The 26989-nt window shown below is 68.1% G+C and carries 25 protein-coding genes, 1 pseudogene and 1 riboswitch; of the genes and pseudogenes, 19 read left to right on the top strand and 7 right to left on the bottom strand.

Translation table 11 applies throughout. The features are described from left to right. Positions 1 to 36 precede the first annotated feature (36 nt). The 6 genes and pseudogenes from ACE3N6_RS11775 (at position 37) to leuE (ending at position 5190) form a co-directional block, all read left to right on the top strand. Positions 37 to 1356 (top strand): leucine-rich repeat-containing protein kinase family protein, encoded by a 1320-nt coding sequence (locus tag ACE3N6_RS11775; protein WP_374245956.1) that lies wholly within the window; start codon positions 37 to 39, stop codon positions 1354 to 1356. 78 nt (positions 1357 to 1434) lie between these two features. Further along, positions 1435 to 1521: riboswitch (cyclic di-GMP riboswitch) on the top strand. A 159-nt stretch (positions 1522 to 1680) separates the two neighbouring features. Further along, positions 1681 to 2133, top strand: a pseudogene (locus ACE3N6_RS11770) (DUF945 family protein); the annotation flags it as partial. Positions 2134 to 2218: 85 nt separating this feature from the next. Then, positions 2219 to 3163, top strand: a complete 945-nt coding sequence (locus tag ACE3N6_RS11765; protein ID WP_374245955.1) for a DUF945 family protein — start codon at positions 2219 to 2221, stop codon at positions 3161 to 3163. Between the two features lie 93 nt (positions 3164 to 3256). Next, positions 3257 to 3775, top strand: a complete 519-nt coding sequence (speG, locus tag ACE3N6_RS11760; RefSeq protein ID WP_374245954.1) for a spermidine N1-acetyltransferase — start codon at positions 3257 to 3259, stop codon at positions 3773 to 3775. Between the two features lie 4 nt (positions 3776 to 3779). Then, positions 3780 to 4490 carry a hypothetical protein gene (locus ACE3N6_RS11755; RefSeq protein ID WP_374245953.1) on the top strand — a complete coding sequence of 237 codons (711 nt, stop codon included), beginning with the start codon at positions 3780 to 3782 and terminating at the stop codon, positions 4488 to 4490. 52 nt (positions 4491 to 4542) lie between these two features. Further along, positions 4543 to 5190 (top strand): leucine efflux protein LeuE, encoded by a 648-nt coding sequence (leuE, locus tag ACE3N6_RS11750; RefSeq protein ID WP_374245952.1) that lies wholly within the window; start codon positions 4543 to 4545, stop codon positions 5188 to 5190. 327 nt (positions 5191 to 5517) lie between these two features. On the opposite strand, the gene ACE3N6_RS11745 is transcribed toward leuE, so the two are convergent. Further along, positions 5518 to 6681 carry a Do family serine endopeptidase gene (locus ACE3N6_RS11745; RefSeq protein WP_374245951.1) on the bottom strand — a complete coding sequence of 388 codons (1164 nt, stop codon included), beginning with the start codon at positions 6679 to 6681 and terminating at the stop codon, positions 5518 to 5520. Between the two features lie 69 nt (positions 6682 to 6750). On the opposite strand from ACE3N6_RS11745, the gene ACE3N6_RS11740 reads away from it, so the two are divergent. Then, positions 6751 to 7497 carry a Nif3-like dinuclear metal center hexameric protein gene (locus tag ACE3N6_RS11740; protein WP_374245950.1) on the top strand — a complete coding sequence of 249 codons (747 nt, stop codon included), beginning with the start codon at positions 6751 to 6753 and terminating at the stop codon, positions 7495 to 7497. A 13-nt stretch (positions 7498 to 7510) separates the two neighbouring features. Here the strand turns inward: ACE3N6_RS11740 and ACE3N6_RS11735 are convergent, their stop codons facing one another. After that, positions 7511 to 9325, bottom strand: coding sequence for a FimV family protein (locus ACE3N6_RS11735; protein WP_374245949.1), 1815 nt, complete (start codon positions 9323 to 9325; stop codon positions 7511 to 7513). Between the two features lie 211 nt (positions 9326 to 9536). Between ACE3N6_RS11735 and ACE3N6_RS11730 the strand changes: the two genes are divergently transcribed. From ACE3N6_RS11730 to ACE3N6_RS11700, 7 genes are all read left to right on the top strand, one after another. After that, on the top strand, positions 9537 to 10088 hold the full coding sequence (locus ACE3N6_RS11730; protein ID WP_374245948.1) for a DUF2889 domain-containing protein: 552 nt from the start codon (positions 9537 to 9539) through the stop codon (positions 10086 to 10088). A gap of 295 nt (positions 10089 to 10383) precedes the next feature. Beyond that, positions 10384 to 11544, top strand: a complete 1161-nt coding sequence (gene sucC / locus ACE3N6_RS11725; RefSeq protein ID WP_374245947.1) for an ADP-forming succinate--CoA ligase subunit beta — start codon at positions 10384 to 10386, stop codon at positions 11542 to 11544. Positions 11545 to 11555: 11 nt separating this feature from the next. Beyond that, the gene (sucD, locus tag ACE3N6_RS11720; RefSeq protein WP_374245946.1) at positions 11556 to 12449 is read left to right on the top strand and encodes a succinate--CoA ligase subunit alpha; all 894 of its coding nucleotides are present in this window, start codon (positions 11556 to 11558) and stop codon (positions 12447 to 12449) included. A gap of 200 nt (positions 12450 to 12649) precedes the next feature. Then, positions 12650 to 13420 carry a PP2C family serine/threonine-protein phosphatase gene (locus tag ACE3N6_RS11715; protein ID WP_374245945.1) on the top strand — a complete coding sequence of 257 codons (771 nt, stop codon included), beginning with the start codon at positions 12650 to 12652 and terminating at the stop codon, positions 13418 to 13420. Positions 13421 to 13443: 23 nt separating this feature from the next. Next, complete coding sequence (locus ACE3N6_RS11710) at positions 13444 to 14139, top strand: FHA domain-containing protein (RefSeq protein ID WP_374245944.1); 696 nt, start codon at positions 13444 to 13446, stop codon at positions 14137 to 14139. Between the two features lie 137 nt (positions 14140 to 14276). Continuing rightward, positions 14277 to 15047: a 3',5'-cyclic-nucleotide phosphodiesterase gene (locus ACE3N6_RS11705; RefSeq protein WP_374245943.1), complete on the top strand. Its 771-nt coding sequence runs from the start codon at positions 14277 to 14279 to the stop codon at positions 15045 to 15047. Positions 15048 to 15149: 102 nt separating this feature from the next. Next, positions 15150 to 17510, top strand: coding sequence for a GspE/PulE family protein (locus tag ACE3N6_RS11700; protein ID WP_374245942.1), 2361 nt, complete (start codon positions 15150 to 15152; stop codon positions 17508 to 17510). Positions 17511 to 17529: 19 nt separating this feature from the next. Here ACE3N6_RS11700 and ACE3N6_RS11695 read toward each other — a convergent pair whose 3' ends face one another. Together ACE3N6_RS11695 and tsaE are read right to left on the bottom strand one after the other, a co-directional pair. Then, positions 17530 to 18915: an N-acetylmuramoyl-L-alanine amidase gene (locus ACE3N6_RS11695; protein WP_374245941.1), complete on the bottom strand. Its 1386-nt coding sequence runs from the start codon at positions 18913 to 18915 to the stop codon at positions 17530 to 17532. Further along, positions 18855 to 19388, bottom strand: coding sequence for a tRNA (adenosine(37)-N6)-threonylcarbamoyltransferase complex ATPase subunit type 1 TsaE (gene tsaE / locus ACE3N6_RS11690; protein ID WP_374245967.1), 534 nt, complete (start codon positions 19386 to 19388; stop codon positions 18855 to 18857). The genes ACE3N6_RS11695 and tsaE overlap by 61 nt, the downstream gene beginning before the upstream one ends. Between tsaE and queG the strand changes: the two genes are divergently transcribed. The 3 genes from queG to murI all read left to right on the top strand — a co-directional run bounded on the left by queG (position 19371) and on the right by murI (position 22120). Then, on the top strand, positions 19371 to 20468 hold the full coding sequence (gene queG, locus ACE3N6_RS11685; protein WP_374245966.1) for a tRNA epoxyqueuosine(34) reductase QueG: 1098 nt from the start codon (positions 19371 to 19373) through the stop codon (positions 20466 to 20468). The genes tsaE and queG overlap by 18 nt on opposite strands. A gap of 81 nt (positions 20469 to 20549) precedes the next feature. Further along, the gene (locus ACE3N6_RS11680; protein WP_374245940.1) at positions 20550 to 21251 is read left to right on the top strand and encodes a hypothetical protein; all 702 of its coding nucleotides are present in this window, start codon (positions 20550 to 20552) and stop codon (positions 21249 to 21251) included. A gap of 59 nt (positions 21252 to 21310) precedes the next feature. Further along, positions 21311 to 22120, top strand: a complete 810-nt coding sequence (gene murI, locus ACE3N6_RS11675) for a glutamate racemase (protein WP_374245938.1) — start codon at positions 21311 to 21313, stop codon at positions 22118 to 22120. Positions 22121 to 22168: 48 nt separating this feature from the next. Here the strand turns inward: murI and ACE3N6_RS11670 are convergent, their stop codons facing one another. Further along, on the bottom strand, positions 22169 to 22720 hold the full coding sequence (locus tag ACE3N6_RS11670) for a cob(I)yrinic acid a,c-diamide adenosyltransferase (protein WP_374245937.1): 552 nt from the start codon (positions 22718 to 22720) through the stop codon (positions 22169 to 22171). 151 nt (positions 22721 to 22871) lie between these two features. Between ACE3N6_RS11670 and alaS the strand changes: the two genes are divergently transcribed. After that, positions 22872 to 25493, top strand: coding sequence for an alanine--tRNA ligase (alaS, locus tag ACE3N6_RS11665; RefSeq protein WP_374245935.1), 2622 nt, complete (start codon positions 22872 to 22874; stop codon positions 25491 to 25493). 69 nt (positions 25494 to 25562) lie between these two features. Here alaS and ACE3N6_RS11660 read toward each other — a convergent pair whose 3' ends face one another. Then, the gene (locus ACE3N6_RS11660; RefSeq protein WP_374245934.1) at positions 25563 to 25916 is read right to left on the bottom strand and encodes a lipopolysaccharide assembly LapA domain-containing protein; all 354 of its coding nucleotides are present in this window, start codon (positions 25914 to 25916) and stop codon (positions 25563 to 25565) included. Between the two features lie 114 nt (positions 25917 to 26030). Here ACE3N6_RS11660 and ACE3N6_RS11655 point away from each other — a divergent pair, with 114 nt between their 5' ends. Next, positions 26031 to 26342 (top strand): hypothetical protein, encoded by a 312-nt coding sequence (locus tag ACE3N6_RS11655; protein ID WP_374245933.1) that lies wholly within the window; start codon positions 26031 to 26033, stop codon positions 26340 to 26342. Positions 26343 to 26374: 32 nt separating this feature from the next. On the opposite strand, the gene ACE3N6_RS11650 is transcribed toward ACE3N6_RS11655, so the two are convergent. Continuing rightward, positions 26375 to 26989, bottom strand: a 615-nt coding sequence (locus tag ACE3N6_RS11650) for an IS256 family transposase (RefSeq protein WP_374245932.1), incomplete at its 5' end; no start/stop codon positions are given.

Genomic DNA, 26989 nt, shown 5'->3' with positions numbered 1-26989 from the left:
TAGAATCGGCCCTCCGCCCTCAGCCCTGCCTTTCCGATGCACACCCTCGACCAACTCCGGGCCGGCCAGCTTGCCGGCGCCCGCCACCTCAAGCTCGCCTGCGGGCTGCGCGACTTCCCGCGGGAGATCTTCGGGCTGGCCGACACCCTGGAGATCCTCGATCTGGCGGGCAACGCCCTCACCGCGATGCCCGACGACCTGCCGCGGCTAGCCCGGCTGCGGGTGCTGTTCTGCTCGGGCAACCCCTTCGAGGTGCTGCCCGAGGTGCTGGGCCGCTGCCCCAGCCTGGAGACGATCGGCTTCAAGTCGTGCCGGCTGCACACCGTGCCGGATGCCGCGCTGCCGCCCACCCTGCGCTGGCTGATCCTCACCGACAACCGCATCGAAACCCTGCCCGCCGGCATCGGCCGCTGCACCGGGCTGCGCAAGCTGGCGCTGGCGGGTAACCGGCTCACCGGGCTGCCGCCGGAGATGGCGGCGTGCACGTCGCTGGAGCTGCTGCGCATCGCCGCCAACCGGATCGCCGTCTTCCCCGACTGGCTGCTTGAGCTGCCCCGGCTGGCGTGGCTGGCCTACGCCGGCAACCCCTTCTGCGCCCCCCTCGACGCCGCCTGGCAGGCCGAGGCCCACACCCGGCCGGTGCCGTGGGCCGCGCTGGCCACGGACGGGGTGCTGGGCGAAGGCGCGTCCGGGGTGATCCACCGGGCGGCGTGGTCGGCGCCGGAGGGCACGCGGGCGGTGGCGGTGAAGCTGTTCAAGGGCGAGGTGACCAGCGACGGTTTGCCCGCCAGCGAGCGGGCCGCCTGCGTGGGGGCGGGCAGCCACCCCGGGTTGATCCCGGTGCTGGGCGAGGTGACCGGCCACCCGGCCGGCACCGTCGGGCTGGCGATGGCGCTGATCGACCCGGCCTTCCGCAGCCTTGCCGGCCCGCCCAGCCTCGACACCTGCACCCGCGACGTGTATCCCGAAGGCGCCCGCTTCACGCCCGCCACCGCGCTCGCCATCGCCCGCGGCATCGCCGCTGCCGCCGCGCACCTGCACCGGCGCGGCATCGTGCATGGCGACCTGTACGCCCACAACATCCTGCACGACGGCGCCGGGCGGGTTTTTCTGGGGGATTTCGGCGCGGCGTCCTTCGTCTCGCCAGCCGACCCCGCCCGCGCCCGCCGGCTCGAACAGGTGGAGGTGCGGGCCTACGGCTGCCTGCTCGAAGAGCTGGTCGAACGCCTCGCCCCCGGTGCCGTGCGTGACGGGCTCGACGCGCTCCGGGCCCGCTGCCTGACAAGCACGCCGGCGCAGCGGCCGGGCTTCGAGGCGATCGTCGGGGCGCTGGCGGCGCTGGGTGCGCCAGCCTGAGCCCGCCCCGGGGCCACGGAGGCCCCGGCGTGACAAATGTCGGCCCCGCCCGGGCCGGCCCGTGTGTAGTATCGCTGGAAGAGAAAAAGGCAAACGGGGCGAGAGCCCCGGACGCAAAGCTTCGGGTCCTAACCTGCACGCGGGAAGGATGGCCGGGTTACCTCAGCGCCGCTGCGTTCGCGTCGGCGTCTGCCCTCCTGGCCGTTCCCCCGTTTCTCCTGCGCGCGGCCCTGCCGCGATCCCGGCGCTGTCCCGATGCCTGCTCTCCCGCGTTCCGTGACGCGGATTCTTCCATGACGCGCCGTCCGCCGGCGGGAGATCGAGATGCGCAAGCACAACCGAAAGACCTTCGTCGCCGTCGCCGGCGTGAGCCTCACCCTGGCCGTCTGGCTGGGCGCCAGCGCCTACCAGGGCCGGGCGGCGGAGCAGGCGCTGCGTGCCTTCGCCGAGCGGCCAGCCGCCGAGACGGGCGTGCGCGTCCATGAACTCCGGCATCGCGCCGGCCTGCTGTCGGCGTCCGGCTCGTTCGGCTTGGAGATCGCGACCGGCTGCGGCGGGGCGGCGGGCGAGCCGCGACCGCAGCTGCAGGTGGACTACACCCTCGATCATCTCACGCTGCCTTCGGCGCCCCTGCGCGCAAGCTGGCGCGTCCGGCCGTCCGAGGCGCTGGCCCGGGCCTTCGCCACGGCCGACGGCGAACTGGCGCTGCATGGCAGCGGTGTGCTGACCTACACCGGCACGCTCGAGACCGACCTGTCGTTGCCGGGCTTCAGCTTCTCCCAGGGGGGGGCGCCAGCTCACCGTCGCCCCCTCTGCCGGCCACCTCGCGCTGGGCCCCACGGCGCTGGCGGCCCACTGGCGGGTGGACCGCGCGGTGGCCCGCGGCAGCCGCGAGTTCGTGGAGCTGGGCGGCGTGCGCCTCGATCTGGACCTGAGCGACCGCCGGCTGGGCACGGGCTCCACGTCCCTCAGCGTCGAGCGGATCGCCACCGGCCGTGGCTGGGTGGACGGCTTCCGCCACGCGAGCCAGACCACCGAGGCGCACGGGCGCCTGCACGCCCGGGTGACCGAGAGCCTGCGCGCGGCGGCCTTCGGCGGCGAGACGGCGAAGGATCTGGCGCTCGACATGGCGATCCGCGATCTGGACACTCACAGCGTCGAGGCCATCGGCCGGCTGGCGAGCGCCACCTGCGGCCTGCAGAACCTGGGCGCCGACGAGGGCGCTGCGCTGCGCACGGCCCTGCGCACCCTGCTCGCCCGGGGCTTCTCGGTGGAGGTGCCCCAGCTTGCCGGCACCCTGGGCGGCAGCGATGTGAACGGCGCGCTCACCCTGGAGGCCCGACAGGCGCCGTCGGCCCCGGTCGAGCTGGGCAGCGCGCTGCGGGCGTCGGGGCGTCTGGCGGTGGCGGAGTCGGGGCTCGCCGCCGGCCGGCTGCAGAAGGCGCTGGCGCTGGGGCTGCGCCCCACCGCGGACGGCGCGCTGTCGGCCGGGTTCGATTTCATCGAGGGCGTGCTCCACGCCAACGGGCAGGCGGTGCAGGGCGGCACGCTGCAGGCCGGCCTGAGCGGCGCCGAGCTGGCGCTGGGCGCGTTCTTCGGGGCGGGCCGCCCGGCCCTGCTCGCCGGTGCGGCGCCGGTGGCCCCCGACGGCAAGCCGGCTGCGGCCCCCCGGGCGGCGGAGGCCCGGCCCGCGCTGCCGGCCCCCGCGTCGGCCAGTCTGCCCAAGGTGCTGGCGCTGCCGCCGGTGTCGCTGGCGCCCGCCGCCTTCCAGGGCGGCTTGGGCGTCGGGGTGCAGCGCGGCGGGTGATCCGGCCGGGGCGCGAACTGTGGGCCCGGGGCGGGGTCACACCCGCAGGGCCCAACCGGGCCGCCGATGTCTGCCGAACCCCCGATGACCCTCATGACCGATCGACTCAAGCTGAGACCCCTGGAGCGGGAAGACCTGCGCTTCGTCCACGAGCTGGACAACAACGAAACCGTGATGCACTACTGGTTCGAGGAGCCCTACGAGGCCTTCGTCGAGTTGTGCGACCTCTACGACAAGCACATCCACGACCAGAGCGAGCGGCGCTTCGTCGTCGAGCGCGACGGCGTGCGGGTGGGGCTGGTGGAGCTGGTGGAGATCAACCACATTCACCGCCGGGCCGAGTTTCAGATCATCGTCTCGCCCGAGCACCAGGGCCGCGGCTACGCCACCCGCGCCACCCGGCTGGCCATGGATTACGCCTTCACGGTGCTCAACCTCTACAAGCTGTTCCTGGTGGTGGATGTGGAGAACACCCGGGCGGTGGCGGTCTATAAAAAACTCGGTTTCACGGAAGAGGGAATCCTGCGCCATGAATTTTTCGTCGATGGCGTCTATCGGGACGCTTACCGGATGGCGGTGTTCCAGCCGGATTACCTGGCGCAGCGGGGCTGAGGCGGTGCGCCCGCTGCTGTGCGCCGCCCTGATCGCGCTGGCCGGCCCGGCGACGGCCGCGCCGCCGTCCGCCGTGCCGCTGACGGTGGCCGCGGGCGGGGCGAAGCGCGTCTCGGGCACCCTCAAGGGCTACCGGCTGGCGGATTACCGGCTGCCGCTGGAGGCCGGTCAGACGGTGCGGCTGGAACTCAGGACCGGCAAGCCCGCCGCCTATTTCAACCTGCAGGCCCCGGGCGCCGATGCGGGGGCGATGTTCATCGGCAGCATCGCCGGTGAGCGCTTCGACACCGTTGCGCCGGTGAGCGGCGACTACCTCGTGCGGGTGTACCTGATGCGCAGCGCGGCCCGCCGCAACGAGCTGGCGCGCTACACCCTGAGCGTGCAGGCGGGCGCCCACCCGGGCAAGGCGGCGGCGGGCGATGCCCCGGTGGCGGGCACGCCCTATCACGCCACCGCGTCGATCCGCTGTCTGCCGGCCGGCGGCCCGGCCGCCCGCTGCGAGGCCGGCGCGATGCGTCGGGAGGCGGGCGCCGGCACGGTGCGGGTCGTCCTGCCCGACGGCGCCGTGCGTCACGTGGCCTTTGTCGGCGGGCAGGCGGTGTCGTGCGACGGGCCGGCGCCCTTCGAGGCGACGCGCAGCGGCGATACGTCGGTGGTCACCCTGGGCAACGGCGACCGTTTCGAGATCCCCGATGCGCTGGTGAGCGGCGGCTGATCGGCCGGCGCGGGCGCTGCGATAATCGGGGTTTTGCGCTGCGGGCCCGCCCATGTTCTACGGCATCACCGACCTGACCGCCTTCGTGCTGGGCACCCTCTTCATCGTGCTCCTGCCTGGCCCCAATTCGCTTTACGTGATGACCGTGGCGTCCCGCTGGGGCGTGGCGGCGGGGTATCGGGGCGCCTGCGGGATCTTCCTGGGCGACCTGATCCTGATGATACTGTCGGCCACCGGCGTGGCTTCGCTGCTCCGGGCCACGCCGGCGCTGTTCATGGGGCTCCGCTATGCCGGAGCGGCGTATCTGGTGTGGCTGGGCATCGGCCTGCTGCGGGCGGCGGCCCGGCAGTGGCGGGGCGAGACGGGTGAGCCGGCGGTGGCGCCGCCGCGGGACGCCGCGCACCCCTTCCGGGTGGCGCTGCTCATCAGCCTGATGAACCCCAAGGCGATCCTGTTCTTCGTGTCCTTCTTCATCCAGTTCGTCTCGCCGGGCTCCGCCCACCCGGCGCTCTCCTTCCTGATCCTGGGGGCGATCGTGCAGGGCTTCAGCGCGCTGTATCTGTCGGCGCTGATCTTCGGCGGCACCCGGCTGGCCGAGGCTTTCCGGCGGCGGCGACGCCTGTCGGCGGGGGCTACCGGTGGCGTGGGCGGGCTGTTCATCGGCTTTGGTCTGCGGCTGGCGGGGGTGGGCAGCGTGTAGCCGCGGCCGCCGGGCCTGGCCACGCCCGAGGGGCGGCGGGCCAGCGATGGGTTGCCGGCGGTCATGCGTGGGTCGGCGCCACTCATCCATGGGCTGCGGCGACCCATCGATGAGCGGAAATCGGTCACGCATGGGTGCCGGCTGCTCATCGATGAGTCTCCATCGCTCATTCATGGGTCTCGATCGCCCATGCGTGAGTCTCCGTTGCTCATGCATGGGTTGCGATTGCACATCGGTGAGTGCGGGCGAATCACGGGTGACCGAAAATCGGTCACGCATGAGGGGCGGACGGTCATGGATGGCCGCCTGCCGTGCAGCGGGAGGGGGTCAGTCGCCGCGCGACAGGGCCGGGCGGCGGCCCACCTCGACGCGGATCTCCAGCTTCTCCTTGCCGCGGCGCAGCTCGAAGCCGGCCTGACGGCCCGGGGCGAGGGCGGCGATGGCCTCCAGCATGTTCTGGGGGTCGTTCACCTTGCGGCCGTCGACGGACAGCAGCACATCCCCCGGGCGCACCCCGGCCCGGTCGGCGGGGCTGCCGCGCATCACGCCGGAGATCAGGGTGCCCTCCGGCGAGGGCAGCCCGAAGGATTCGGCCAGTTCGGCGGTGATGGCCTGCACCTCCACCCCGATCCAGCCGCGGGTGACGGCGCCGGTCTGGATGATCTGCTCCATCACGTTGCGCGCCAGCGACACCGGAATGGCAAAGCCGATGCCCAGCGAGCCGCCGGTGCGCGAGTAGATCGCCGAGTTGATGCCCACCAGGTTGCCGGCGGCATCCACCAGCGCGCCGCCGGAGTTGCCGGGGTTGATGGCGGCGTCGGTCTGGATGAAATCTTCGAAGGTGTTGATGCCCAGGTGCGAGCGGCCCAGCGCCGAGACGATGCCCATCGTCACCGTCTGGCCCACGCCGAAGGGGTTGCCGATGGCGAGCACCACGTCGCCCACGCGCAGCTGCTCGGGGTGGCCGAAGGTGATGGCGTGCAGCTTGATGTCGGCCTTCACCTGCAGCACCGCGAGGTCGGATTCGGGGTCGCGGCCGACGATGCGGGCGGGCAGCTTGCGGCCGTCGTTGAGGGCCACCTCGATCTCGTCGGCGGCTTCGATCACGTGGTTGTTGGTGAGCACGTAGCCCTCGGGCGAAACGATCACCCCGGAACCGAGGCCGGAGGCGCGCTGCTGGGGGCGGTTGTCCAGGCGGTCGCCGAAGAAGTGGCGGAACAGGGGGTCGTTGGCGAAGGGGTGGCGCTGGGGCTTGACGTCCTTGCTGGTGAAGATGTGCACCACCGCCGGCAGGGCCCGCTGGGCGGCGTCGGCGTAGGAGCTGGCCGCCCGCCCGGCAGGCGCCGTGGCGGGAGAGATGGCTTCCTGGATGGTGACGGCGGGCAGGGCGGGGCGGTCGCCGATCCACTCCGGTTTGAGGGTGCCGACGACAAACAGCACCGCCACCGAGAGGGTGACGGCTTGGGCGAAGATCATCCACAGGCGATGCATCGTAAAATCGGCCACCGGCGCCCGCGGGCGCTGTCAGATTGCTGAACGCTTGGAAAAAGGAAGACGGCCATGGAACGTGCCGAACTGCAGCGCTACCTGGACACCCTGCTGGATGTCGCGCGCTTCAAGGATTATTGCCCAAACGGCCTGCAGGTGGAAGGTCGGGCCGAGGTCTCGCGGATCGTCTGCGGGGTGACCGCGAGCCAGGCCCTGCTTGACGCGGCGGTGGCCCGGGGCGCCGACGCGGTGCTGGTGCATCATGGGTATTTCTGGCGCGGGGAGGATGGCTGCATCACCGGCCTGCGCCGGCGTCGGCTGGGCACGCTGATCGCCAACGACATCAACCTGTTCGCCTATCACCTGCCCCTGGACGCCCACCCGGAGCTGGGCAACAACGCCCAACTGGCCCGGCTGATGGGCTGGCTGCCGGAGGGGCGCTTCGGCGAGCAGGACATCGGCTGGACAGGACGGCTGGCGGAGGGCGAGACCCTCGACGGGCTGGCCCGCGGCGCGGCGGCCCGGCTGGGGCGCGAGCCGCTGGTGCTGGGCGATCCGGCCCGGCGGATCGCGCGGATCGCCTGGTGCACCGGCGGCGCCCAGGGCTACTTCGAGCAGGCGATCGCCCAGGGGGTGGATTGCTTCGTGTCGGGCGAGGCGTCGGAGCCAACCACGCATCTGGCGAGGGAATCCGGGGTGGCGTATCTGGGCATCGGCCACCACGCCAGCGAGCGCTACGGCGTGAAGGCGCTGGGGGCGCATCTGGCCGCGACCTTCGGGATCGAGGCTGCGTTCGTGGAGGTGGACAACCCGGTGTGAGCGCCGGGCCCGGTCAGGCGTCGAAGGCGGAGAGGGTGGCCGGCGGCGGCGCTGCGGCCTCCATCGGCTCCAGCGTGGGTTCGGAGGGCGGCTTGTAGGTGCCCAGCTCGTCGTCGAGGATGGCGAGCAGCAGCAGCAGCTCCTCGACCACCGAGAGCGGAAAACCCTGGCGGGTGCCGTTGCGGTTGTCGCGGAGGATCTGGTGGATGTAGATCTGCGCCTCCTGGGTGCCCCACAGGTCTTGCAGGCGCTGGCAGATGTGGGCCATCTGCTCGACGGTGTCGGGGGTGGCGCGGGCGTCCTTGAAGTCGTTCCAGCTCACCATCTTGACGTTGAAGGTCTTGTTGAGCTGGCGGGTGAGCACCTCGAACTCGGCGCGCATGCCGGCCACGTGGTACACCTCGAGGAGCTTCAGCCACGGCTTGACGGCCTGCCGCGGGTTGTTGCGGATGTAGTCGGCGAGGGTTTCGGCGGCGCCCTGGGTGCGGCCGAAGGACATCATGATCTCGGCCAGCTCGAGGGCGGAATCCTGCTCGTCGACGGTTTCGTCGAAGGGGATCGGGTGGGCCGGGGCGAAGGTGGGCTCGGCCCATTCGCCACCGTGCTCGACCAGCGGCGGGGGCTCGGAATCCTGGGCCACGTGCAGGCGTGGGTCGTCCCGCTCGGGCGGCAGCGGCGCGCTCTTCTTCTCGGCCTGCTGGCCGGCGGTGGAGGGCGGGGCGCTGATGCGGAAATCCGGCTGGGTGGTGGGCTCGCCGGTGTCTTCCGCGAAGGGCTCGTCCTTGCGACGCCGACGCAGCCAGGCCAGCGTGCCGACGCCGGCTAGCACGGCCACCAGGCCGCCGGCGGTGGGGCCCCACTGCTGGAGCTGCTCGGTCATCCGCGGCACGAAGCCGGCCGGGGCGGCAGGCTGGACGGGGGCTGGCGCAGGGGCCGGCGGCGGCGCGGCCGGGCGGGGGGCGGACGACGGGGCGCCGTCGAGTTGGGCCACCTTTTCCTTGAGCATCGCCTGGTATTCCTCCAGGCGCTTGATCTTCTCGTTGACCTCGAGCTGGGCCGCGATCCGGTCGTCGATCTCGGTGAGCGTGCGCTGCTCCTGGCGCAGCTGCTGGCGGGCGCCGTCGGATTCGTCTTCGGAGGGCGGGTTGGCCAGGGCGAGGCTCATGCGCAGGGGCACGAGGCCGGCTTCGAGGCCGCTGCCCAGGATCAGCCGGTCATGACGGGGCGGCTCGCCGCGACGGGCGGGGGCGGCCTGGCGCCTGGGGGCCTTGGCGGGCTGCGGGGTGGGCGCGGCGGCATTGGCCGGGCCCGGGGTTTCGGTGCCCGCAGCCGGCTGCGGACGCACCGGGCGGGGCGGGCGGACGGTTTCCCGCGGGCGCGCCTCGGGGCGCAGCTCGATGGAGTCGGCAGACGCCGCCACCGGCAGGTTGGGCGAGGTGCCGGCACCCACTCGGATCACCGGCGGCTGGAGCATGATCGGGTAATCGCGGCGCACGTCGCCACCGCACGCGACCGCCAGGCCCAGCATGGCGATGGGGTGGTTCATCGGATCGCGGGTGGTGACGATCAGGCGATCACCGGCCAGTCGCACCCGGGCGTCGTGGATCCAGGGGATGTCGTCGTTGCCGGCGCCCTGGACGCGCTTGAAGCAGCTGCCGTCCAGCTCTTCACCGGCCACGCCAACCAGCCGGACTTCGGCGCGCAAGGGCTCTCCCAGTGCAGACCGGGTGACCAGTTCGCCAAGGCCCACCGCACCGGCAGTCGGCGTACCCAGGGGAAGCAGCGTTGTTGCAACGAGCAGGGATAGTGACTTGCGCGTGCTGTTCATCAAGACGTTGATCGTGGTCCGGGAAGCAGAGGCCGGGTGGGTTGGGCTGTGGTGCGGAGGGCGGACACCTTCGCCAAAGCTACAGTATTCTAAAGAAGTTTGTCGGCCGTAGCGGGCCCTTGTCGGCCTCTCGGGGGGCTCAAATGTGACGAGTGGTACCCCGAACGGCAATTTTTACGAGTTTTTTAGCCTTTTTCGTTTTTTTATTGCCATGCCCCTGCCTCCGCCCAAATCGCCGCGTACCCGGGCCCATAACCGCCGCATCGACATTCAGGGCTTCGTGCGCGACGACGGCCTGTTCGACCTGGACGCCCGTCTGACCGACCTGAAGGATATCGACTACCCGCTGTCGTCCGGCCTGCGCAAGCGGGGCGACCCGGTTCACGACCTGTTCATCCGGGTGACCATCGACCCCCAGTTCTCGATCGTCGATGTGGAGGCCTGTTCCGACTGGGTGCCCTATCCCGACGCCTGCGGCACGATCGCGCCGGCCTACCGCCAGCTTGTCGGCCTCAATCTGGTGCGCGGCTTCCGGCGGACGGTGGGCGAGATGTTCGCCGACGTGCGCGGCTGTTCCCACCTCACCGAACTGCTGCTGTCGCTGCCCACCGCGGCGATCCAGACCTTCGCCACCTTCCGCCGCGACAACGACGAGGAGGTGGAGAAACCCTTCCAGCTCGACCGCTGCCACGCCCTCGAAACCACCACCCCGACGGTCATGCGCTACTACCCCCGCTGGTATCGCGGCGGCGATGCGGGCTAGCGTTCGGGAAAACCGCAGTTGCACCGCAGCGTGAAATCGGTCTCGTCGTCGGTTTCGTATATAATTGTTTGATCCGTAATCCGGAGTGCCTGTGACGAGCGTCGCCTGCACCCGGGGCTGGATCGCCTTACGGGCGGCCGGGCCAGCAGGCCCGACGCACGCAGGGGAAAAGCGGTGTCTGCGTTGGACGAGGGAGAACGGCGCAGATGTCGCGGGGCGGATCACTGCCCCGAAGAGTCCCATCAACCAAGCGTAAGCGGCCTTTTCAGGCCAAGACTTCGATCGAAGGGCAACCATGAAAATTCATGAATATCAGGGCAAGCAAATCCTGAAGAAGTTCGGCGTCACGGTTCCGCGCGGTATCCACTGCACGACCGTCGACGACGCGGTCAAGGCAGCGGAAACCCTGGGTGGCAAGGTTTGGGTCGTCAAGGCCCAGATCCACGCCGGCGGACGCGGCAAGGGCGGTGGCGTGAAAGTCGCCAAGTCTCTTGACGAAGTGCGTCAGTACGCCAGCCAGATCCTTGGCATGCAGCTCATCACCCACCAGACCGGCCCCGAAGGCCAGAAGGTGCGTAACCTGCTGATCGAGGAAGGTGCCGACATCAAGCACGAGTACTACGTCGCCGCGCTGACCGACCGTGCCACCCAGTCCGTGGCCATGATGGCCTCGTACGAAGGCGGTATGGACATCGAGGAAGTTGCTCACAAGACCCCGGAAAAGATCGTCAAGGTCTTCATCAACCCGCTGGTCGGCCTGACCGACGAGCAGGCGCTCACCCTGGCCAAGGGCATGGGCATGAACGAGGCCTCCATCCCGCAGTGTGTCGACACGCTCAAGAAGCTGTACACCTGCTACATGGAAACCGATGCTTCGCTGGCGGAAATCAACCCGCTGATCCACGAAGGCGACGGCACCGTCAAGGCCCTCGACGCCAAGTTCAACTTCGACTCCAACGCCCTGTTCCGTCAAGGCGAGATCGTCGCCATGCGCGACCTGGACGAAGAAGATCCGGACGAAATCGAAGCCTCCAAGTTCGACCTGGCTTACATCTCCCTGGACGGCAACATCGGCTGTCTGGTGAACGGTGCCGGTCTGGCGATGGCCACCATGGACACCATCAAGCTGTTCGGTGCCGAGCCGGCCAACTTCCTCGACGTGGGCGGCGGCGCCACCACCGAGAAGGTCACCGAAGCCTTCAAGATCATGCTCAAGAACCCCAAGGTGAAGGGCATTCTCGTCAACATCTTCGGCGGCATCATGCGCTGCGACACCATCGCCACCGGCGTGGTCACCGCTGCCCGCGAGGTGCATCTGTCGGTTCCGCTGGTCGTCCGCATGAAGGGCACCAACGAAGACATCGGCAAGCAGATCCTGCGTGATTCGGGTCTCCCGATCATCGCTGCCGACACCATGGCCGAAGCGGCCCAGAAGATCGTCGACGCGGTCAAGTAAGGAGATTCCGAATGTCCATTCTGATCAACAAAGACACCAAGGTCATCACCCAGGGCATCACCGGCAAGACCGGTCAGTTCCATACCGAGAAGTGCATCGAGTACGCGAACGGCAAGAACTGCTTCGTCGCCGGCGTGAACCCGAAGAAGGCTGGCGAGAAGATCCTCGACGTGCCCATCTTCGGTTCCGTCAAGGAAGCCGCTGCCGAAACCGGTGCCACCGTCTCCGTGATCTACGTGCCGCCCGCTGGCGCCGCTGCCGCGATCTGGGAAGCCGTTGAGGCCGACCTCGACCTGGCCATCTGCATCACCGAAGGCATCCCCGTCCGGGACATGCTGGAAGTGCGCAACAAGATGAAGGCCAAGGAAGCCGCCGGCGGCAAGAAGACCCTGCTGCTGGGCCCCAACTGCCCGGGTCTCATCACCCCCGATGAAATCAAGATCGGCATCATGCCGGGTCACATCCACCGCAAGGGTCGCATTGGCGTGGTTTCCCGCTCCGGCACCCTGACCTACGAAGCCGTTGCCCAGCTGACCGAAATCGGTCTGGGCCAGTCTTCCGCCGTCGGTATCGGTGGTGACCCGATCAACGGTCTGAAGCACATCGACGTGATGCGCATGTTCAACGACGACCCCGACACCGACGCCGTCATCATGATCGGCGAAATCGGCGGTCCGGACGAAGCCGAAGCCGCCATGTGGTGCAAGGCCAACATGAAGAAGCCGATCGTCGGCTTCATTGCCGGTGTGACGGCCCCCGCGGGCAAGCGCATGGGCCATGCGGGCGCACTGATCTCCGGCGGCGCCGACACCGCCGATGCCAAGCTCGCCATCATGGAAGAGTGCGGCTTCAAGGTGACGCGCAACCCGTCCGAGATGGGCAAGCTGCTGAAGGCCATGCTGTAACCCGGCCTGTGCCCGTCGACAACCGCGCCCGAGGCTTCACCGCCCGGGCGCGGTTTTTATTTTGTGCGGCGCTCTCGCGCGCCGCCTCCGGGGCGATAAAATCCCCGCGCCCCCCTCTATCCAGATCACGTAATCGACGCCATGGGCCGATTTCCTGACAACCGCTCGGCGTCCTGCGCCTGCCTGCCGACGTCGCAGCCATGAACGATCCGACCTTTCACTGGCGCATGGCCCAGGAGTCCCACGTGGGGCAGGTTCGTGTCCGCAACGAGGACTACGTCTTCTGCGACGAGGCGCGGGGAATCGTGGCCCTGGCCGACGGCATGGGCGGTCACGCAGGGGGCAGTGTTGCGGCCCGGCTGGCGGTCGAGGCGTGGGTCGAGCGGATCGTGGCCTGCGGCGATGTGCCGGTGGTGGAGCGGGATCTGCTGGTGGCGGTGGCCGACGCCAACCGCGCGGTGTTCTCCGCCTCGTCCGGGGACCCGGCTCTGCGCGGGATGGGGACCACGCTCGTCGCGGGCTGTTTCCGCCCGGACGGGATCTTGATCGCCTGCAACGTGGGAGATTCCCGGCTGTACCGGCTGCGCGGCGACGTGCTCACCTGCCTCACTCGGGATCACAGCGTGTTGCGGGAGCAGTGGGACGCGGGCATGATTGAATCCGAGTCGAATGCCCCGATTGCATTGAAGGGTTTGCTGACCCGGGCGGTGGGCGTTGCGGCAAATGTTGTTCCCGATGTGACAATTTCCACGCTTCTGCCAGGGGATGTCTATCTTCTTTGCTCGGATGGGCTTACAGAGATGCTTCCCGATGCCGATATTGCCCACGTGCTCGGTGCGCTGGGTGGTAATCCCCAGCTCGCCGCGGCCCATCTGGTTGATCTGGCAAACGATCGGGGCGGGATGGATAATATATCGGCTGTCATTGTGTCGTCCTGCGAGTCGGGGTGGCTTGGCGCCGAGCTGGATTAAGCTGGATTGAGATAGGAAAAGTGATGCCCAGGTTGATATTGAGCATGGATGGTCTGGTGCTGAAGGAGATGGTGCTCGAGAAGGAGCGCACCACCATCGGGCGCAAGCCGCATAACGATATCCAGATCGACAATCTGGCGATCAGTGGCGACCACGCGGCGATCGTCACCATCCTCAACGATGCCTTCCTCGAGGACATGAACAGCACCAACGGCACCTACGTGAATGGTCAGCCGGTGAAGAAGCATGTGCTGAAGAACAATGACGTGATCGAGCTGGGCAAGTACCGGCTCAAGTATCTGTCCGACGGTGCCGTTGCACCTTCCGAGCAGGACGAGGCGATGTCCTTCGCGCAGGCGTCGGTCGAGACCGACGCGGGGGTGTCCGGCGCCGAGGCCGCCGCCATCGTGACGTCGACCGGTCCCTCCTCGCCGCCGCCGGTGGCTGCCCTGGGCATGATCCAGATCCTCAGCGGCGCCCATGCCGGGCGTACCCTGGAGTTGTCCAAATCGCTCACCACGCTGGGCAAGCCGGGACTGCAGGTGGCGGTCATCACCCGTCGCCCCCACGGCTACTTCATCACCCACGTGGAGGGCACGGTTTTCCCGGTGGTCAATGGCCGCTCGCTGGACGCCCAGGCCCACCGCCTGAACGACCACGACATCATCGAGATCGCCGGCGTAAAGATGGAGTTTTTCTCGCAGGTCTCTACGCAGTAAGACTTGTGCAGGGAGAGCGTGATTTTTCTGGCGACCGATGTTGCGGCCGAATCGTATTCTGATGCGCTGGCATTCAACACGCGTCCGTCACGTCGGGCACACCAACAGCCGCACTTGCGGAGTACCACGAGAATAAGATGAAGGTGCGGGTTCTGGGTTGCAGCGGCGGTATCGGCGGGCGGGGGCAGCGTACGACAGCCCTGCTCGTGGATGACGACGTGCTCATCGACGCCGGCACCGGGGTGGGCGATCTGGAGTTCGATCAGCTGGTGCGCATCGATCACGTCTTCGTGACCCACGCGCATCTGGATCACATCGCGATGATCCCGCTGCTGGTCGATACCGTCGGCGAGGCCCGCTCGATGCCGATCGTGGTGCATGGCTCGCCCGAAACGCTCCGCATCCTGCGTTCGCACATCTTCAACTGGCTGATCTGGCCCGATTTCTCCTCGATCCCCGACCGGGGCAACCCCTTCCTGCGCTTTCAGGAGATGCACACCGGCGAGAGCGCCCACCTTGGGGGCGGCCGCCGGATGACGGCGCTTCCGGCCCTGCATACGGTGCCGGCGGTGGCGTATCAGGTGTCGTGCGAAACCGGTAGCCTGGTGTTCTCGGGCGACACCACGTATTCCGAGCCGCTCATCGCGGCGATCAACGACATCCCGGATCTGCGCTACCTGCTGGTGGAAACCGCCTTCCCCGACGCCCTGCACGATCTGGCGCTGGCTTCGCGGCACCTCTGCCCGAGCCTGCTGGCGCTGTTCCTCGACAGGATCAAGGTTTCGCCCGAGGTGTGGATCACCCACCTCAAGCCGAGCCGCGCCCAGACCACCATCGACGAGATCGCCAACTATCGCGGGCGATTCTCGCCGCAGGCGCTCTACAACGGACTCGAGCTCGTCCTCTAGCCGCCCCAGGCTAAAGTCGAAGCCCCTGCGCGCCGTAGTATCGGCATCTTCGCAGGGGGTTCCAACCCTGATCTGTTCGCGTTTCCAGATATGACGAAATCCATGAGCAGCAGCACCGCCTCGCGCGGTATCGCGGGGGACGTCGCCAGCCGGCTGGCCTTCTTCAAGGGGCTGCAGGCGGTGACCAACCGCGTGCATGCAACCGAGAACATCGACGAGATCATCTTCGAGCTGTCCACCGAGATCTGCGCCCTGTTCGCCGCCGACCGGCTGACGATCTACGTCGTCGACGAGAGCCGGACGACCATCTCGTCGCGGGTCAAGACCGGCCTGCACAGCATCCGCACGATCCGCCTGCCGATTGCCGAGAACAGCGTGGCGGGCTACGTGGCCCTCACCGGGCAGATGCTCAACATCCACGACGCCTACGACGAGCAAGAGCTGAAGAAGATCTCCGCGCGGATGGAGTTCCGGCGCGAGGTGGACGAGCGCACCGGCTATCGCTGCCACCAGATGCTGGTGGCGCCCATCGCCAACCCCGACGACGGCGAAGTGCTGGGCGTCATCCAGCTCATCAACAGCCGCAACGGCGAGGTCTTCTCGGCGATTGCCGAGGAGGGCATCCAGGGGCTCGGGCAGACGCTCGCCATCGCCTTCGCCCAGCGGCGCCACGCGCTCATCCAGCCCAAGTCCAAGTACGAGGGGCTGGTGAACGACGCCCGGCTCACCTCCGCCGAGCTGGAGGCCGCCACCAGAGCCGCCCGTGAGCGCGGGGTGCGCCTGGAAGAGCTGCTGATCGCCGACTACAAGCTCAAGCTGCCGGATATCGGCGGCGCGATCTCCCGCTTCTTCGGCGTGCCCTACGAGCCCTTCCGCCCGGAAAGGGTCAAGCCCCTTGACCTTTTGCGCAACCTCAAGCGCGACTACATCCAGCAGGCCCAGTGGCTGCCCCTCGAGGAAAACCCGGAGGGCATGCTGATCCTCGTCACCGACCCCGAACAGGCCATCGCCTCGCGGGTGGTGCAGAACGTCTTCCCCAAGGCCCACCCGGTCTATCTGGTCACCACCCACGTCGAGTTCCTCAAGACGGTGGAGCAGTTCTTCGGGACGAGCGCCGACGACGCGTCGGTCACCGAGCTGCTGTCCGATCTCTACGACGACGACGGCGACGGCATCTCGACCGCCGAGGATGTCTCTGCCGCCGCCGACAACGAGCTGGTCAAGTTGGTCAACCGGATCATCATCGATGCCCACCGGCAGGGGGCCTCCGACATCCACATCGAGCCGCGCCCCGGCAAGGAGAAGACCCAGATCCGCTTCCGCAAGGATGGCTCGCTGGTGCCCTACATCGAGGTGCCGTCCAGCTACCGCAGCCCCATCGTCACCCGCATCAAGATCATGTGCGACCTCGACATCTCCGAGCGTCGCAAGCCCCAGGACGGCAAGATCAAGTTCCGCCGCTTCGGCCCGCTGGACATCGAGCTGCGGGTGGCCACCGTGCCCACCACCGGCGGCATGGAAGACGTGGTGATGCGCCTGCTGGCCAACAGCGAGCCGCTGCCCCTCGACCAGCTCGGCCTGCTCGAGAACAACTACGAGCGCCTCAAGCAGACCATCGCCAAGCCCTACGGCATCTTCTTCGTGTGCGGCCCCACCGGTTCGGGCAAGACGACCACGCTGCACTCCATCCTGGGCTCCATCAACACCCCGGACACCAAGATCTGGACCGCCGAAGACCCGGTGGAAATCACCCAGAAGGGTCTGCGCCAGGTGCAGGTCAACCGCAAGGCCGGGCTGGATTTCCCCACCGTGATGCGCTCCTTCCTGCGGGCCGACCCGGACGTCATCATGGTCGGCGAAATGCGCGACAAGGAAACCGTCTCGATCGGTCTGGAGGCCTCCCTCACCGGCCACCTGGTGTTCAGCACCCTGCACACCAACAGCGCGCCCGAATCCATCGTGCGTCTGCTCGACATGGGCATGGACCCGTTCAACTTCGCCGACGCGCTGCTGGGCGTGCTGGCCCAGCGTCTGGCCAAGCGCCTGTGCAGCAAGTGCAAGAAGGCCTATCACCCCGACGAGAACGAGGTGGCCCATCTCCTCGACGAATACTGCGAGGATCTGCACAACACCCCGGCCTTCAAGGAAGACCCGGTGAAGGCGCGGGACGCGGTGCTGGCCGAATGGCGCCGCCGCTACGCCGACAAGAACGGCCGCTTTACCCTCTACGCGCCGGTGGGCTGCGACGCCTGCACCGGCGGTTACCGCGGCCGGCTGGGCCTGCACGAGCTGATGATCGGCTCCGACCGGGTCAAGGAACTCATCCAGGAGCGGGCCCGGGTGGCCACACTGCTGTCGGTGGCGCTGGAGGAGGGCATGCGCACCCTGCGCCAGGACGGCATCGAGAAGGTGATGGCCGGCCTCACCGACCTCAAGCAGGTCCGCAAGGTCTGCATCCGCTGACCCTGCGGACGGCGTCGGCTCAGTCGAGCCGCGCCAGCTTGGACTTGGCCATCGGCGGGTTGCGCGCGAAGTAACGCCGCAGGCCGCGCACGATGGCCTCCGCCATCCGGTCCTGGTAGGCCTCGTCGTTGAGGCGGGCCTCCTCTTCCGGGTTCGAGATGAAGGCCGTCTCGACCAGGATGGACGGAATGTCCGGCGCCTTCAGCACCGCAAAGCTCGCCTGCTCCACCTCGCCCTTGTGCAGGCGGTTGATGTTGCCCAGCTCGCCCAGCACCGCCTTGCCCACCTTCAGGCTGTCGTTGATCGCCGCGGTCTGCGACAGATCGAGGAGGGTGCGCGCCAGGTGGCTGTCCTTCACCCCGAGGTTCACCCCGCCGATCAGATCGGCGGCGTTCTCCTTCTGGGCCAGCAGGCGCGCGGCGGTGCTCGACGCCCCCTTCTCGGACAGCACGAACACCGAGCTGCCCCGCGCCGTGGGGCTGATGAAGGCGTCGGCGTGGATCGACACGAAGAGGTCGGCCTGCACCCGGCGCGCCTTGGCCACCCGCTGCTGCAGCGGCACGAAGTAGTCGGCGTCGCGGGTGAGCATCGCCCGCATGTTGGGCTGGGCGTCGATGCGCGCCTTGAGGCGCCGGGCCACGGCCAGGGTGACGTGCTTCTCGAAGCTGCCGGCGGCGCCCACCGCGCCCGGGTCTTCGCCGCCGTGGCCGGGGTCGATGGCCACGGTGATGAGGCGGCTGACGTTGTCGTCGTCCTCGGCCCGGCGGGGCTCCTCGGCGGGCGGCGGCTCGCGGCGGGGCGGCTCGGGCTTGCGGTGGGCCTCGGCCAGCTTGCCGGGTTTCTCGGTGCCGCGCTGGGGCGGCGTGGCCCCGCCGGCGGCGGCTTCTTCCGGCGAGATCTTCTCGAGCAGGGCCAGCAGCGGATCGACCGGCTCGGTGGGGTAAAGATCCAGCACCAGCCGGTGGCCGTAGTCACCCACCGGGCGCAGGGTGAACACCTGCGGGCTGACCTCGGTCTTGAGTTCGATGACCAGCCGCACGACGCCCGGGCGGTTGCGGCCGGCGCGGATCAGCTGGATGTACGGGTCCTGCCCGGTGATCTTGGTGGGCAGCGACTGGAGCACCTCGTTCAGCTCCACGCCCTCCAGATCCACCACCAGGCGCTCGGGGTTGCGCACCGACTGGTGGGTGAACACCAGCGGCTCGCGGCTCTCCAGGGTGATCCGGGTGTAATCCTTGGCCGGCCACACCCGCACCGCCAGCACCGAGGCCTGGGCGGCCTGGCCGCTGCGGCTCACCAGCAGCAGCAGGGCGGCGCCGGTCGAGCCGATGAAGCGCCGGCGGCTCAGGCGGCCGGCGGGTTCGCTGCCGGCTTGCCCGGCAAGGCGACGAAACTTTCGAGACATCTTCGACCCTCCGTGCTCAGTGCGTGCAGGGCAAGCTCGCGCCCGCCGTCCGCCGCGAGCCGCAGCTCGATTTCCAGATCGGCCGCGCCGAGATGGGGGTGGGCGCGGTCCGGCCATTCGACGAGACGGACGCCGTCGCCCTGGAAATACTCGTCAAGGCCGGCTTCGAGAAACTCATCTGCATGGGTGAATCGATAAAAATCAAAGTGATATACGGCTATTCTAGAATCTTTATAAGGTTCGACCAAGGTGTAAGTTGGACTTTTGACCTTTCCGGCGTATCCCAGGCCCCGCAGCAGGCCACGGGTGAGGGTGGTCTTGCCGGCGCCCAGGTCGCCGCGCAGGTAGATGGTGAGTCGTGAAGGCAGGGCGCCGGCGAGGCGTTCGCCGGCGGCGAGGGTGGCCGCCTCATCTGGCAGGTGCAGGCTGGGCGGCGGGTCGCTATCATGTTCGCGATGAGCGTGGAGCACGATATTCTTCCTGGTGGGCAAGCGGATCTGAAAGGTCTCGCCGCACGCATCAAGGCGTGGGGGCGGGAGCTTGGGTTCGACGCGGTGGGGATTTCCGACATCGGGCTGGCCGAGGCGGAAAGCGGGCTGACGGCCTGGCTGGCCGCCGGGTTTCACGGGCAGATGGATTATATGGAGAAACACGGGACGAAGCGCTCCCGGCCGGCCGAACTGGTGCCCGGCACCTGCCGGGTGATCTCCGCGCGCATGTCCTACCTGCCCGACGCCGCGGCGGCCGAGGCGGTGCTCGGCGATCCCGGCCGGGCCTACATCTCCCGCTACGCCCTCGGGCGGGATTACCACAAGGTGCTGCGCGCCCGCCTGCAGCGGCTGGCCGACCGGATCGGCGCCGAGCTGCCCAACGCCCATCGGGTGTTCGTGGATTCGGCGCCGGTGATGGAGGTGGCGCTGGCCGGCAAGGCCGGGCTGGGCTGGCGGGGCAAGCACAGCCTGCTGCTGTCCCGCGAGGCCGGGTCGTTCTTCTTCCTGGGGGAGATCTACATCGACCTGCCCCTGCCGGTGGATGCGCCGGTGCCCGCCCACTGCGGCAGCTGTTCGGCCTGCATCCCCGCCTGCCCGACCGGGGCGATCGTGGCGCCCTATCAGGTGGACGCCCGGCGCTGCATCTCCTATCTCACCATCGAGCTCAAAGACAGCATCCCCGAAGCGCTCCGGAGCCTGATCGGCAACCGCATCTACGGCTGTGACGACTGCCAGCTGGCGTGCCCCTGGAACCGCTTCGCCCGGCCCACCGCCGAGCCCGATTTCTCGCCCCGTCACGGCCTGGATTCCGCCGAGCTGGTGGCGCTGTTCGGATGGGACACGGCGCAGTTCGCCGAGCGGACAGCCGGCAGCCCGATCCACCGCATCGGCCACGAGCGCTGGCTGCGCAACATAGCCGTGGCGCTGGGCAACGCGCCCTCCACACCGGCGGTTGTCGCGGCTCTGCGCACGCGCGAGCACGACTGTTCGGCGATGGTGAGGGAGCATGTCACATGGGCGCTGCTAAGACACGGTGTTCCGGGTGCCTCAGGCACGGTATAGTACGCGGCGATGTTCCGAAAACCCACTCCCCAACCCGCTGAAGACGCGCGCGCGCCACAGACGCTGGCGGAAGTCACCGCCATGGAGTCATGGCGGTTTGATCCGCTGTGCATCGCGGAGGATGGACCGACCGTCAATGCTGCCAGCGAGCGGCAGGACAAGTTTCGCATCAAGATGCTGATGCGCGACGGGGAGCGGCGTCGGGAGACGGATCTGCTGATTCAAAAGCGATACGCCTGGCGCGGCTACGGTCAGGTGGGTGTATCGGATGAGCCCAACCAGCTCACCATGAACGCCGAACTCTTCGGCCGCGTCTATGCCACCGTGACGGTGAACGTCGACTCCCCGGCCGGCCTCGCCCTCGACGCCACCTATGGCGCCGAAGCCGCCCGGCTGCGCGCCCAGGGCGCCAAGCTGTGCGAGTTCGGGCGCTTCGCCATCGACCCGTCGGCGCGCTCCAAGCGCCTCATCATCTCGCTGATCCACCTGCTCTACATCTACGCCCACCGGGTCAAGGGCTGCACCGACATCCTCATCGAGATCAACCCGCGGCACCGGGCCTTCTACGAGAAGCTCCTGGAGTTCGAGCAGATCGGTGCCGAGCGCAACTGCGAGCGGGTCAACGCCCCGGCGATCCTGATGCATCTCTCCTGCGCCAAGATCGAGCGCCGCCTGAGGGAGATCGGCGGCCGCTGGCGCGACTTGCCGGACGAGAAATCCGCCTACAAGTTCGCCCTCAGCGCCGAAGAAGAAGAAGAGCTGGTTGCCCGGCTCGGCTACTAGGCCCCGCGCCGCTGCGTCGAGTGGCGTAGAATCCGGCTTCCCTGTTTTTCCTTCCGATCATGTCTGATACTGGCAAGCTGCCGATCGGGGTCTTCGACTCCGGGGTGGGCGGTCTCACCGTCGTGCGCGCCCTGATGGAGCGCCTTCCCCTCGAGAACATCGTCTACTTCGGCGACACCGCGCGGGTGCCCTACGGGGTCAAGTCGGTGGCCACCATCGAGCACTTCACCGGCCAGATCACCGACTACCTCCTCGACCAGGGCGTGAAGATGCTCATCATCGCCTGCAACACCATGGCGGCGGTGGCGGCCCATGTGGTCAAGGAGAAGGCCGGCAGCGTTCCGGTGCTGGACGTGATCGACGCCGGCGCCCGGGCCGCGGTGGCCGAATCCACCTCCCGCGCCATCGGCGTCATCGGCACCCCCACCACCATCAACAGCAACGCCTACGCCCGCCGGATGTACGCCCTCGACCCCAACGTGCGGGTGTATTCCCAGGCCTGCCCGCTGTTCGTGCCGCTGGTCGAGGAGGGCTGGCTGGAGCACGAGGTGACCCGCCTCACCGCCCAGGAATACCTGCGGCCGGTGCTGGTGGAAAACGTCGACACCCTGGTGCTGGGCTGCACCCACTACCCGCTCATCAAGCCGCTGCTGCAGGACGTGGTCGGCCCCAACGTGCGGCTCGTCGATTCGGCCATCACCGTGGCCGAGCAGGCTGCCCGGAAGCTCGCCGAACTGGGCATCGCCAACGACGGCGAATCCCTGTCCACCTACCGCTACACCGTCACCGACATCCCGCTGCGCTTCCAGACCATCGGCGAGCGCTTCCTGGGGCGCTCGCTGGGCACGGTGGAAAAGGTGGATTGGTAACAAAAAAGGCTGCGTGGCAGCCTTTTTTGTATCGCTTTTGGCCGGCGCTCAGGCGTTCTTGCGCTTCTGCCACAGCACGTCGCCGCGGCCGCCGGCGCGGTTGAGCACCCGGCCCAGCACGAAGAGCAGATCCGACAGGCGGTTGAGGTACTGGCGCGGCGCGTCATTCACCGCCTCTTCCTGGCCCAGCGCCACGATCATCCGCTCGGCGCGCCGGCAGATGGTGCGCGCCTGGTGGGCCAGCGCCGCGGCGCGGGTGCCGCCGGGCAGGATGAAATCCTTCAGGGGCTCCAGGTCGTCGTTGAAGCGGTCCAGCTCGTCCTCCAGGTGTTGCACCTGCTTGGCGGTAATCATCTCCATGCCCGGGATGCACACCTCGCCGCCCAGGTCGAACAGGTCGTGCTGCACGTTGGTGAGCAGGGCGCGCACGTCGTCGGGCAGCTCCTCGCACAGCAGGATGCCGATGGCGGCGTTCACCTCGTCCACCTCGCCCAGGGTGTGGATGCGCAGGCTGTTCTTGGAAACCCGGTTGCCGTTGCCCAGGCCGGTGGTGCCGGCGTCGCCGGTGCGGGTGTAGATCTTGGAAAGTCGGTGGCCCATTGCTGTCTCCCTTTCTTGAAGGTGTTTGTCTGTTATTGAACGGCGGATTATAGCCACCGGGGGCCGGCAGGGTTGGATGCTACAATTTCAGGCTTTGAAACTTGCGTTCCCCCGACCGTCGCCCGCGACGCCACCCGGAGACCCCACGCCGATGAAAAGCGCCGAAATCCGCCAGAAGTTCCTCGAATTCTTTGCCTCCAAGGGCCACCAGATCGTGGCCTCCAGCTCGCTGGTGCCCCACGAGGACCCGACCCTGCTGTTCACCAACGCGGGCATGAACCAGTTCAAGGATGTCTTCCTCGGCTTCGACAAGCGCCCCTACACCCGCGCCACCACGTCCCAGAAGTGCGTCCGCGCCGGCGGCAAGCACAACGACCTGGAAAACGTCGGCTACACCGCCCGCCACCACACCTTCTTCGAGATGCTGGGCAACTTCAGCTTCGGCGACTACTTCAAGCGCGACGCCATCCACTACGCGTGGGAGCTGCTCACCGTCGTCTTCAAGCTGCCCAAGGAAAAGCTCACCGTCACCGTGTATGCCGAGGACGACGAAGCCTTCGACATCTGGACCCGTGAAATCGGCGTCCCGGCCGACAAGGTCATCCGCATCGGCGACAACAAGGGCGCCCGCTACGCCTCCGACAACTTCTGGATGATGGGCGACACCGGCCCCTGCGGCCCGTGCACCGAGATCTTCTACGACCACGGCGAGCACATCTGGGGCGGCCCCCCGGGCTCGCCCGAAGAGGACGGCGACCGCTTCATCGAGATCTGGAACAACGTGTTCATGCAGTTCAACCGCGACGAGGCCGGCGTGATGCACCCGCTGCCCAAGCCGTCGGTGGATACCGGCATGGGCCTCGAGCGCATCTCCGCGGTGCTGCAGGGCGTGCACGCCAACTACGAGATCGACCTGTTCCAGGCGCTCATCAAGGCCGCCGCCCGCGAGACCTCCGACGCCGACATGGACAGCCCGTCCCTCAAGGTGCTGGCCGACCACATCCGCGCCTGCTCCTTCCTGATCGCCGACGGCGTGATCCCCGGCAACGAAGGCCGCGGCTACGTGCTGCGCCGCATCATCCGCCGCGCCATCCGCCACGGCTACAAGCTGGGCGCCCGCGCCGCCTTCTTCCACAAGATGGTGCCGGATCTGGTGGCCGAGATGGGCGAGGCCTACCCAGAGCTGAAGGCCGGCCAGCAGCGCGTCACCGACATCCTCAAGCAAGAGGAAGACCGCTTCTTCGCCACCATCGAAAACGGCATGGCGATCCTCGAAGGGGAGCTGGCCGCGATGGCCGCCGCCGGCAACTCCGTCTTCAACGGCGAGACCGCCTTCAAGCTCCACGACACCTTCGGCTTCCCGCTCGACCTCACCGCCGACGTGTGCCGCGAGCGCAACGTGACGGTCGACTCCGCCGCCTTCGACGCCGCCATGGCCCGCCAGAAGGAGCAGGCCCGCGCCGCCGGCAAGTTCAAGATGGCCGCCAACCTCGAATACGACGGCCCGGCCACCACCTTCCACGGCTACGACACCCTGGAGCACAAGGGCAACATCCTGGCGCTCTACAAAGATGGCGTGCCCGTCAATGAACTCGCCGAAGGCGAGATGGGCGTGGTGGTGCTGGACGACACCCCGTTCTACGCCGAATCCGGCGGCCAGGTGGGCGACCGCGGCGAGCTGCGCTCGGTGCACGGCATCTTCGCCGTCGAAGACACCCAGAAGATCCAGGCCAGCGTGTTCGGCCACCACGGCGTGGTCACCACCGGCAAGCTCACCGTGGGCAATGGCGTCGCAGCCAAGGTGGATCTGCAGGCCCGCGCCCGCACCGCCCGCCACCACTCCGCCACCCACCTGATGCACAAGGCCCTGCGCGAAGTGCTGGGCGAGCATGTGCAGCAGAAGGGTTCGCAGGTCGACCCCGACAAGACCCGCTTCGACTTCGCCCACACCCAGCCCGTCACGGCCGACGAGATCGCCCGCATCGAGCGCATCGTGAACGACGAGATCATCGCCAACGCCGCCACCGACGCCAGCGTGATGGACATCGAATCCGCCCAGAAGACCGGCGCGACGATGCTCTTCGGCGAGAAGTACGGCGACGAGGTGCGCGTGCTCACCATCGGCTCGTCGAAGGAACTCTGCGGCGGCACCCACGTGGCCCGCACTGGCGACATCGGCCTGTTCAAGGTCACCCTCGAAGGCGGCGTGGCGGCCGGCGTGCGGCGGATCGAGGCGGTGTGCGGCGACGTGGCCGTGGCCCTGGTGCAGGATCAGCAGAAGCTGCTGGATGGTGTCACCGGCGCCCTCAAGGCCCAGCCCCAAGAGGTGCTGGCCCGCGTGGCCCAGGTGATGGACAACGTGAAGGCGCTGGAGAAGGAACTCGCCCGCCTCAAGAGCAAGCTCGCCGCCAGCCAGGGCGACGACCTGGTCAATCAGGCCGCCGACGTGGGTGGCGCCAAGGTGCTCGCCGCGACGCTGGAAGGCGCCGACGTGGCCACCCTGCGCGAAACCCTCGACAAGCTGAAGGACAAGCTCAAGCGTGCCGCCGTGGTGCTGGCCAGCGTGAACGACGGCAAGGTGAGCCTGATCGCCGGCGTCACCGCCGATCTCACCGCCAAGGTCAAGGCCGGCGAGCTGGTGAACTTTGTGGCCCAGCAGGTGGGCGGCAAGGGCGGCGGCCGCCCGGACATGGCCCAGGCCGGCGGCACCGACGCCGCGGCCCTGCCCGCCGCGCTGGATTCGGTGGTCGGCTGGGTGGCCGGCAAGCTGTAAGCCGCAGTCCCGCAGTCAAGACAAACCCGGCCTTGCGCCGGGTTTGTTTTTTGGGGCGGGCCGGGCGCTTCAGAACATCAGCCGCGAGGCATTCACGTCGAAGGCCGGCGTGGGGGTGAGTTCCGGAATGCGCTCGCCCCGTTCGAGCCGCTCGATGCGGTCCTTCTGGCTGGCGCAGGTTTTTTCCAGCTCGGCCACCCGCTTGTCGAGCTGCTTGATGCGCCACTGGCGGCGCAGGGTGCCGGGCGTGGAGACCAGTGCCACCACCAGCCCGCCCACCGCCAGGGCCATCAGCAACACCACACCCAGCGGCCCGGTGAAGCTGCCGTTCATGATCGTGACCGTCACTTCGGTGGTGTTGGCCATCGCAAACACGACGCTGGCGATGGTGATGAGCATGCCGACGAGGGTGAGCAGCTGCATGACGTTCTCCTTGTTCTGGTGGGCGCTATCGATTCTAGTGCGATTCCCGGGGGATGGCATCGGCCCGGCGGTATCCGAAGGTGTCGGCAAGGGGGGGAGCCTGTCCGAATTTTTGTGTTTGAAGCAATCGCAGGGCTGCGTGAAGCATTCGCAAGGCTGCGTGAAGCATTCGCAGGGCTGCGTGAAGCAATCGCAGGGCTGCGTGAAGCATTCGCAGGGCTGCGTGAAGCATTCGCAGGGCTGCGCGAAGCATTCGCAGGGCTGCGTGAAGCATGCGCAGGGCTGCATAAAGCATTCGCAACCCTGCGCGATGCACTGCAGGTCGGTGTGCGGATGCCTGCGTCGGTCGGGCTTTCGGCCGACGCGATGGTGGGGGGGAGTGTCGGGAGTGTCAGTAATTTTGTGTTCGAGGCGAATTTCGATTGATCCCGGCCATGGCCGGGATCAATCGGCGGTTCTCATTTTGTCACGGCCGGGATGAAGCGCTCGCCGTACAGGATGGCGAACTGGTTCATCGCCGGCTTCCAGTGCATCATCGGTTTCTTCCATTCCGCCGTGATGTTGCGTAGCGCCAGCCAGATCAGCTTGGTGGCCGCCTCGTCCGTCGGGAAGTGCCCCCGCGTCTTGATGATCTTGCGCACGCGGGCGTTGAGGCTTTCGATGGCATTGGTGGTGTAGATCACCCGGCGCACCTCCGGCGGAAACGCGAAGAATGGGATCACCTGCTCCCACGCCCGTCGCCATGCCGCGGCCACCGTCGGGAAGCGCTGGCCCCATTCCCCTTCTGCAAACGCCTCCAGCGCCGCCTGCGCTGCCTCGGCGCTCACCGCCTGGTAGATCGGCTTGAGGGCATCGGCCAGCGCCTTGCGCTCCCTGTAGCCCGCGTAGCTCAGGCTGTTGCGTAGCAGGTGCACGATGCACGTCTGCAGCGTCGTGCGCGGATACACTGCCTCCAGCGCCTCGGCCATGCCCTTCAGACCGTCGGTGACGGCGATCAGGATGTCCTCGCAACCGCGCAGCTTCAGGTCGTTGAAGACCTTGAGCCAAAACTTCGCCCCTTCGGTCTGCTCGAT

The organism is Zoogloea sp. (genome assembly GCF_041904905.1).
Taxonomy (GTDB): domain Bacteria; phylum Pseudomonadota; class Gammaproteobacteria; order Burkholderiales; family Rhodocyclaceae; genus Zoogloea.
Note: the sequence above shows the minus strand (reverse complement) of the source record. Positions and strands in the feature narration are given on the sequence as shown.

Excerpts from the sequence above, each read along its gene's own strand:
- sucD (WP_374245946.1), top strand. The coding sequence starts at position 11,556 with ATGTCCATTCTGATCAACAAAGACACCAAGGTCATCACCCAGGGCATC.
- ACE3N6_RS11735 (WP_374245949.1), bottom strand. The coding sequence starts at position 9,325 with ATGAACAGCACGCGCAAGTCACTATCCCTGCTCGTTGCAACAACGCTG.
- queG (WP_374245966.1), top strand. The coding sequence starts at position 19,371 with ATGAGCGTGGAGCACGATATTCTTCCTGGTGGGCAAGCGGATCTGAAA.
- sucC (WP_374245947.1), top strand. The coding sequence starts at position 10,384 with ATGAAAATTCATGAATATCAGGGCAAGCAAATCCTGAAGAAGTTCGGC.
- ACE3N6_RS11740 (WP_374245950.1), top strand. The coding sequence starts at position 6,751 with ATGGAACGTGCCGAACTGCAGCGCTACCTGGACACCCTGCTGGATGTC.
- alaS (WP_374245935.1), top strand. The coding sequence starts at position 22,872 with ATGAAAAGCGCCGAAATCCGCCAGAAGTTCCTCGAATTCTTTGCCTCC.
- ACE3N6_RS11680 (WP_374245940.1), top strand. The coding sequence starts at position 20,550 with ATGGAGTCATGGCGGTTTGATCCGCTGTGCATCGCGGAGGATGGACCG.
- ACE3N6_RS11705 (WP_374245943.1), top strand. The coding sequence starts at position 14,277 with ATGAAGGTGCGGGTTCTGGGTTGCAGCGGCGGTATCGGCGGGCGGGGG.
- ACE3N6_RS11670 (WP_374245937.1), bottom strand. The coding sequence starts at position 22,720 with ATGGGCCACCGACTTTCCAAGATCTACACCCGCACCGGCGACGCCGGC.
- ACE3N6_RS11730 (WP_374245948.1), top strand. The coding sequence starts at position 9,537 with ATGCCCCTGCCTCCGCCCAAATCGCCGCGTACCCGGGCCCATAACCGC.
- ACE3N6_RS11775 (WP_374245956.1), top strand. The coding sequence starts at position 37 with ATGCACACCCTCGACCAACTCCGGGCCGGCCAGCTTGCCGGCGCCCGC.
- ACE3N6_RS11660 (WP_374245934.1), bottom strand. The coding sequence starts at position 25,916 with ATGCAGCTGCTCACCCTCGTCGGCATGCTCATCACCATCGCCAGCGTC.
- ACE3N6_RS11715 (WP_374245945.1), top strand. The coding sequence starts at position 12,650 with ATGAACGATCCGACCTTTCACTGGCGCATGGCCCAGGAGTCCCACGTG.
- leuE (WP_374245952.1), top strand. The coding sequence starts at position 4,543 with ATGTTCTACGGCATCACCGACCTGACCGCCTTCGTGCTGGGCACCCTC.
- ACE3N6_RS11695 (WP_374245941.1), bottom strand. The coding sequence starts at position 18,915 with ATGTCTCGAAAGTTTCGTCGCCTTGCCGGGCAAGCCGGCAGCGAACCC.
- ACE3N6_RS11745 (WP_374245951.1), bottom strand. The coding sequence starts at position 6,681 with ATGCATCGCCTGTGGATGATCTTCGCCCAAGCCGTCACCCTCTCGGTG.
- ACE3N6_RS11700 (WP_374245942.1), top strand. The coding sequence starts at position 15,150 with ATGAGCAGCAGCACCGCCTCGCGCGGTATCGCGGGGGACGTCGCCAGC.
- ACE3N6_RS11710 (WP_374245944.1), top strand. The coding sequence starts at position 13,444 with ATGCCCAGGTTGATATTGAGCATGGATGGTCTGGTGCTGAAGGAGATG.
- speG (WP_374245954.1), top strand. The coding sequence starts at position 3,257 with ATGACCGATCGACTCAAGCTGAGACCCCTGGAGCGGGAAGACCTGCGC.
- murI (WP_374245938.1), top strand. The coding sequence starts at position 21,311 with ATGTCTGATACTGGCAAGCTGCCGATCGGGGTCTTCGACTCCGGGGTG.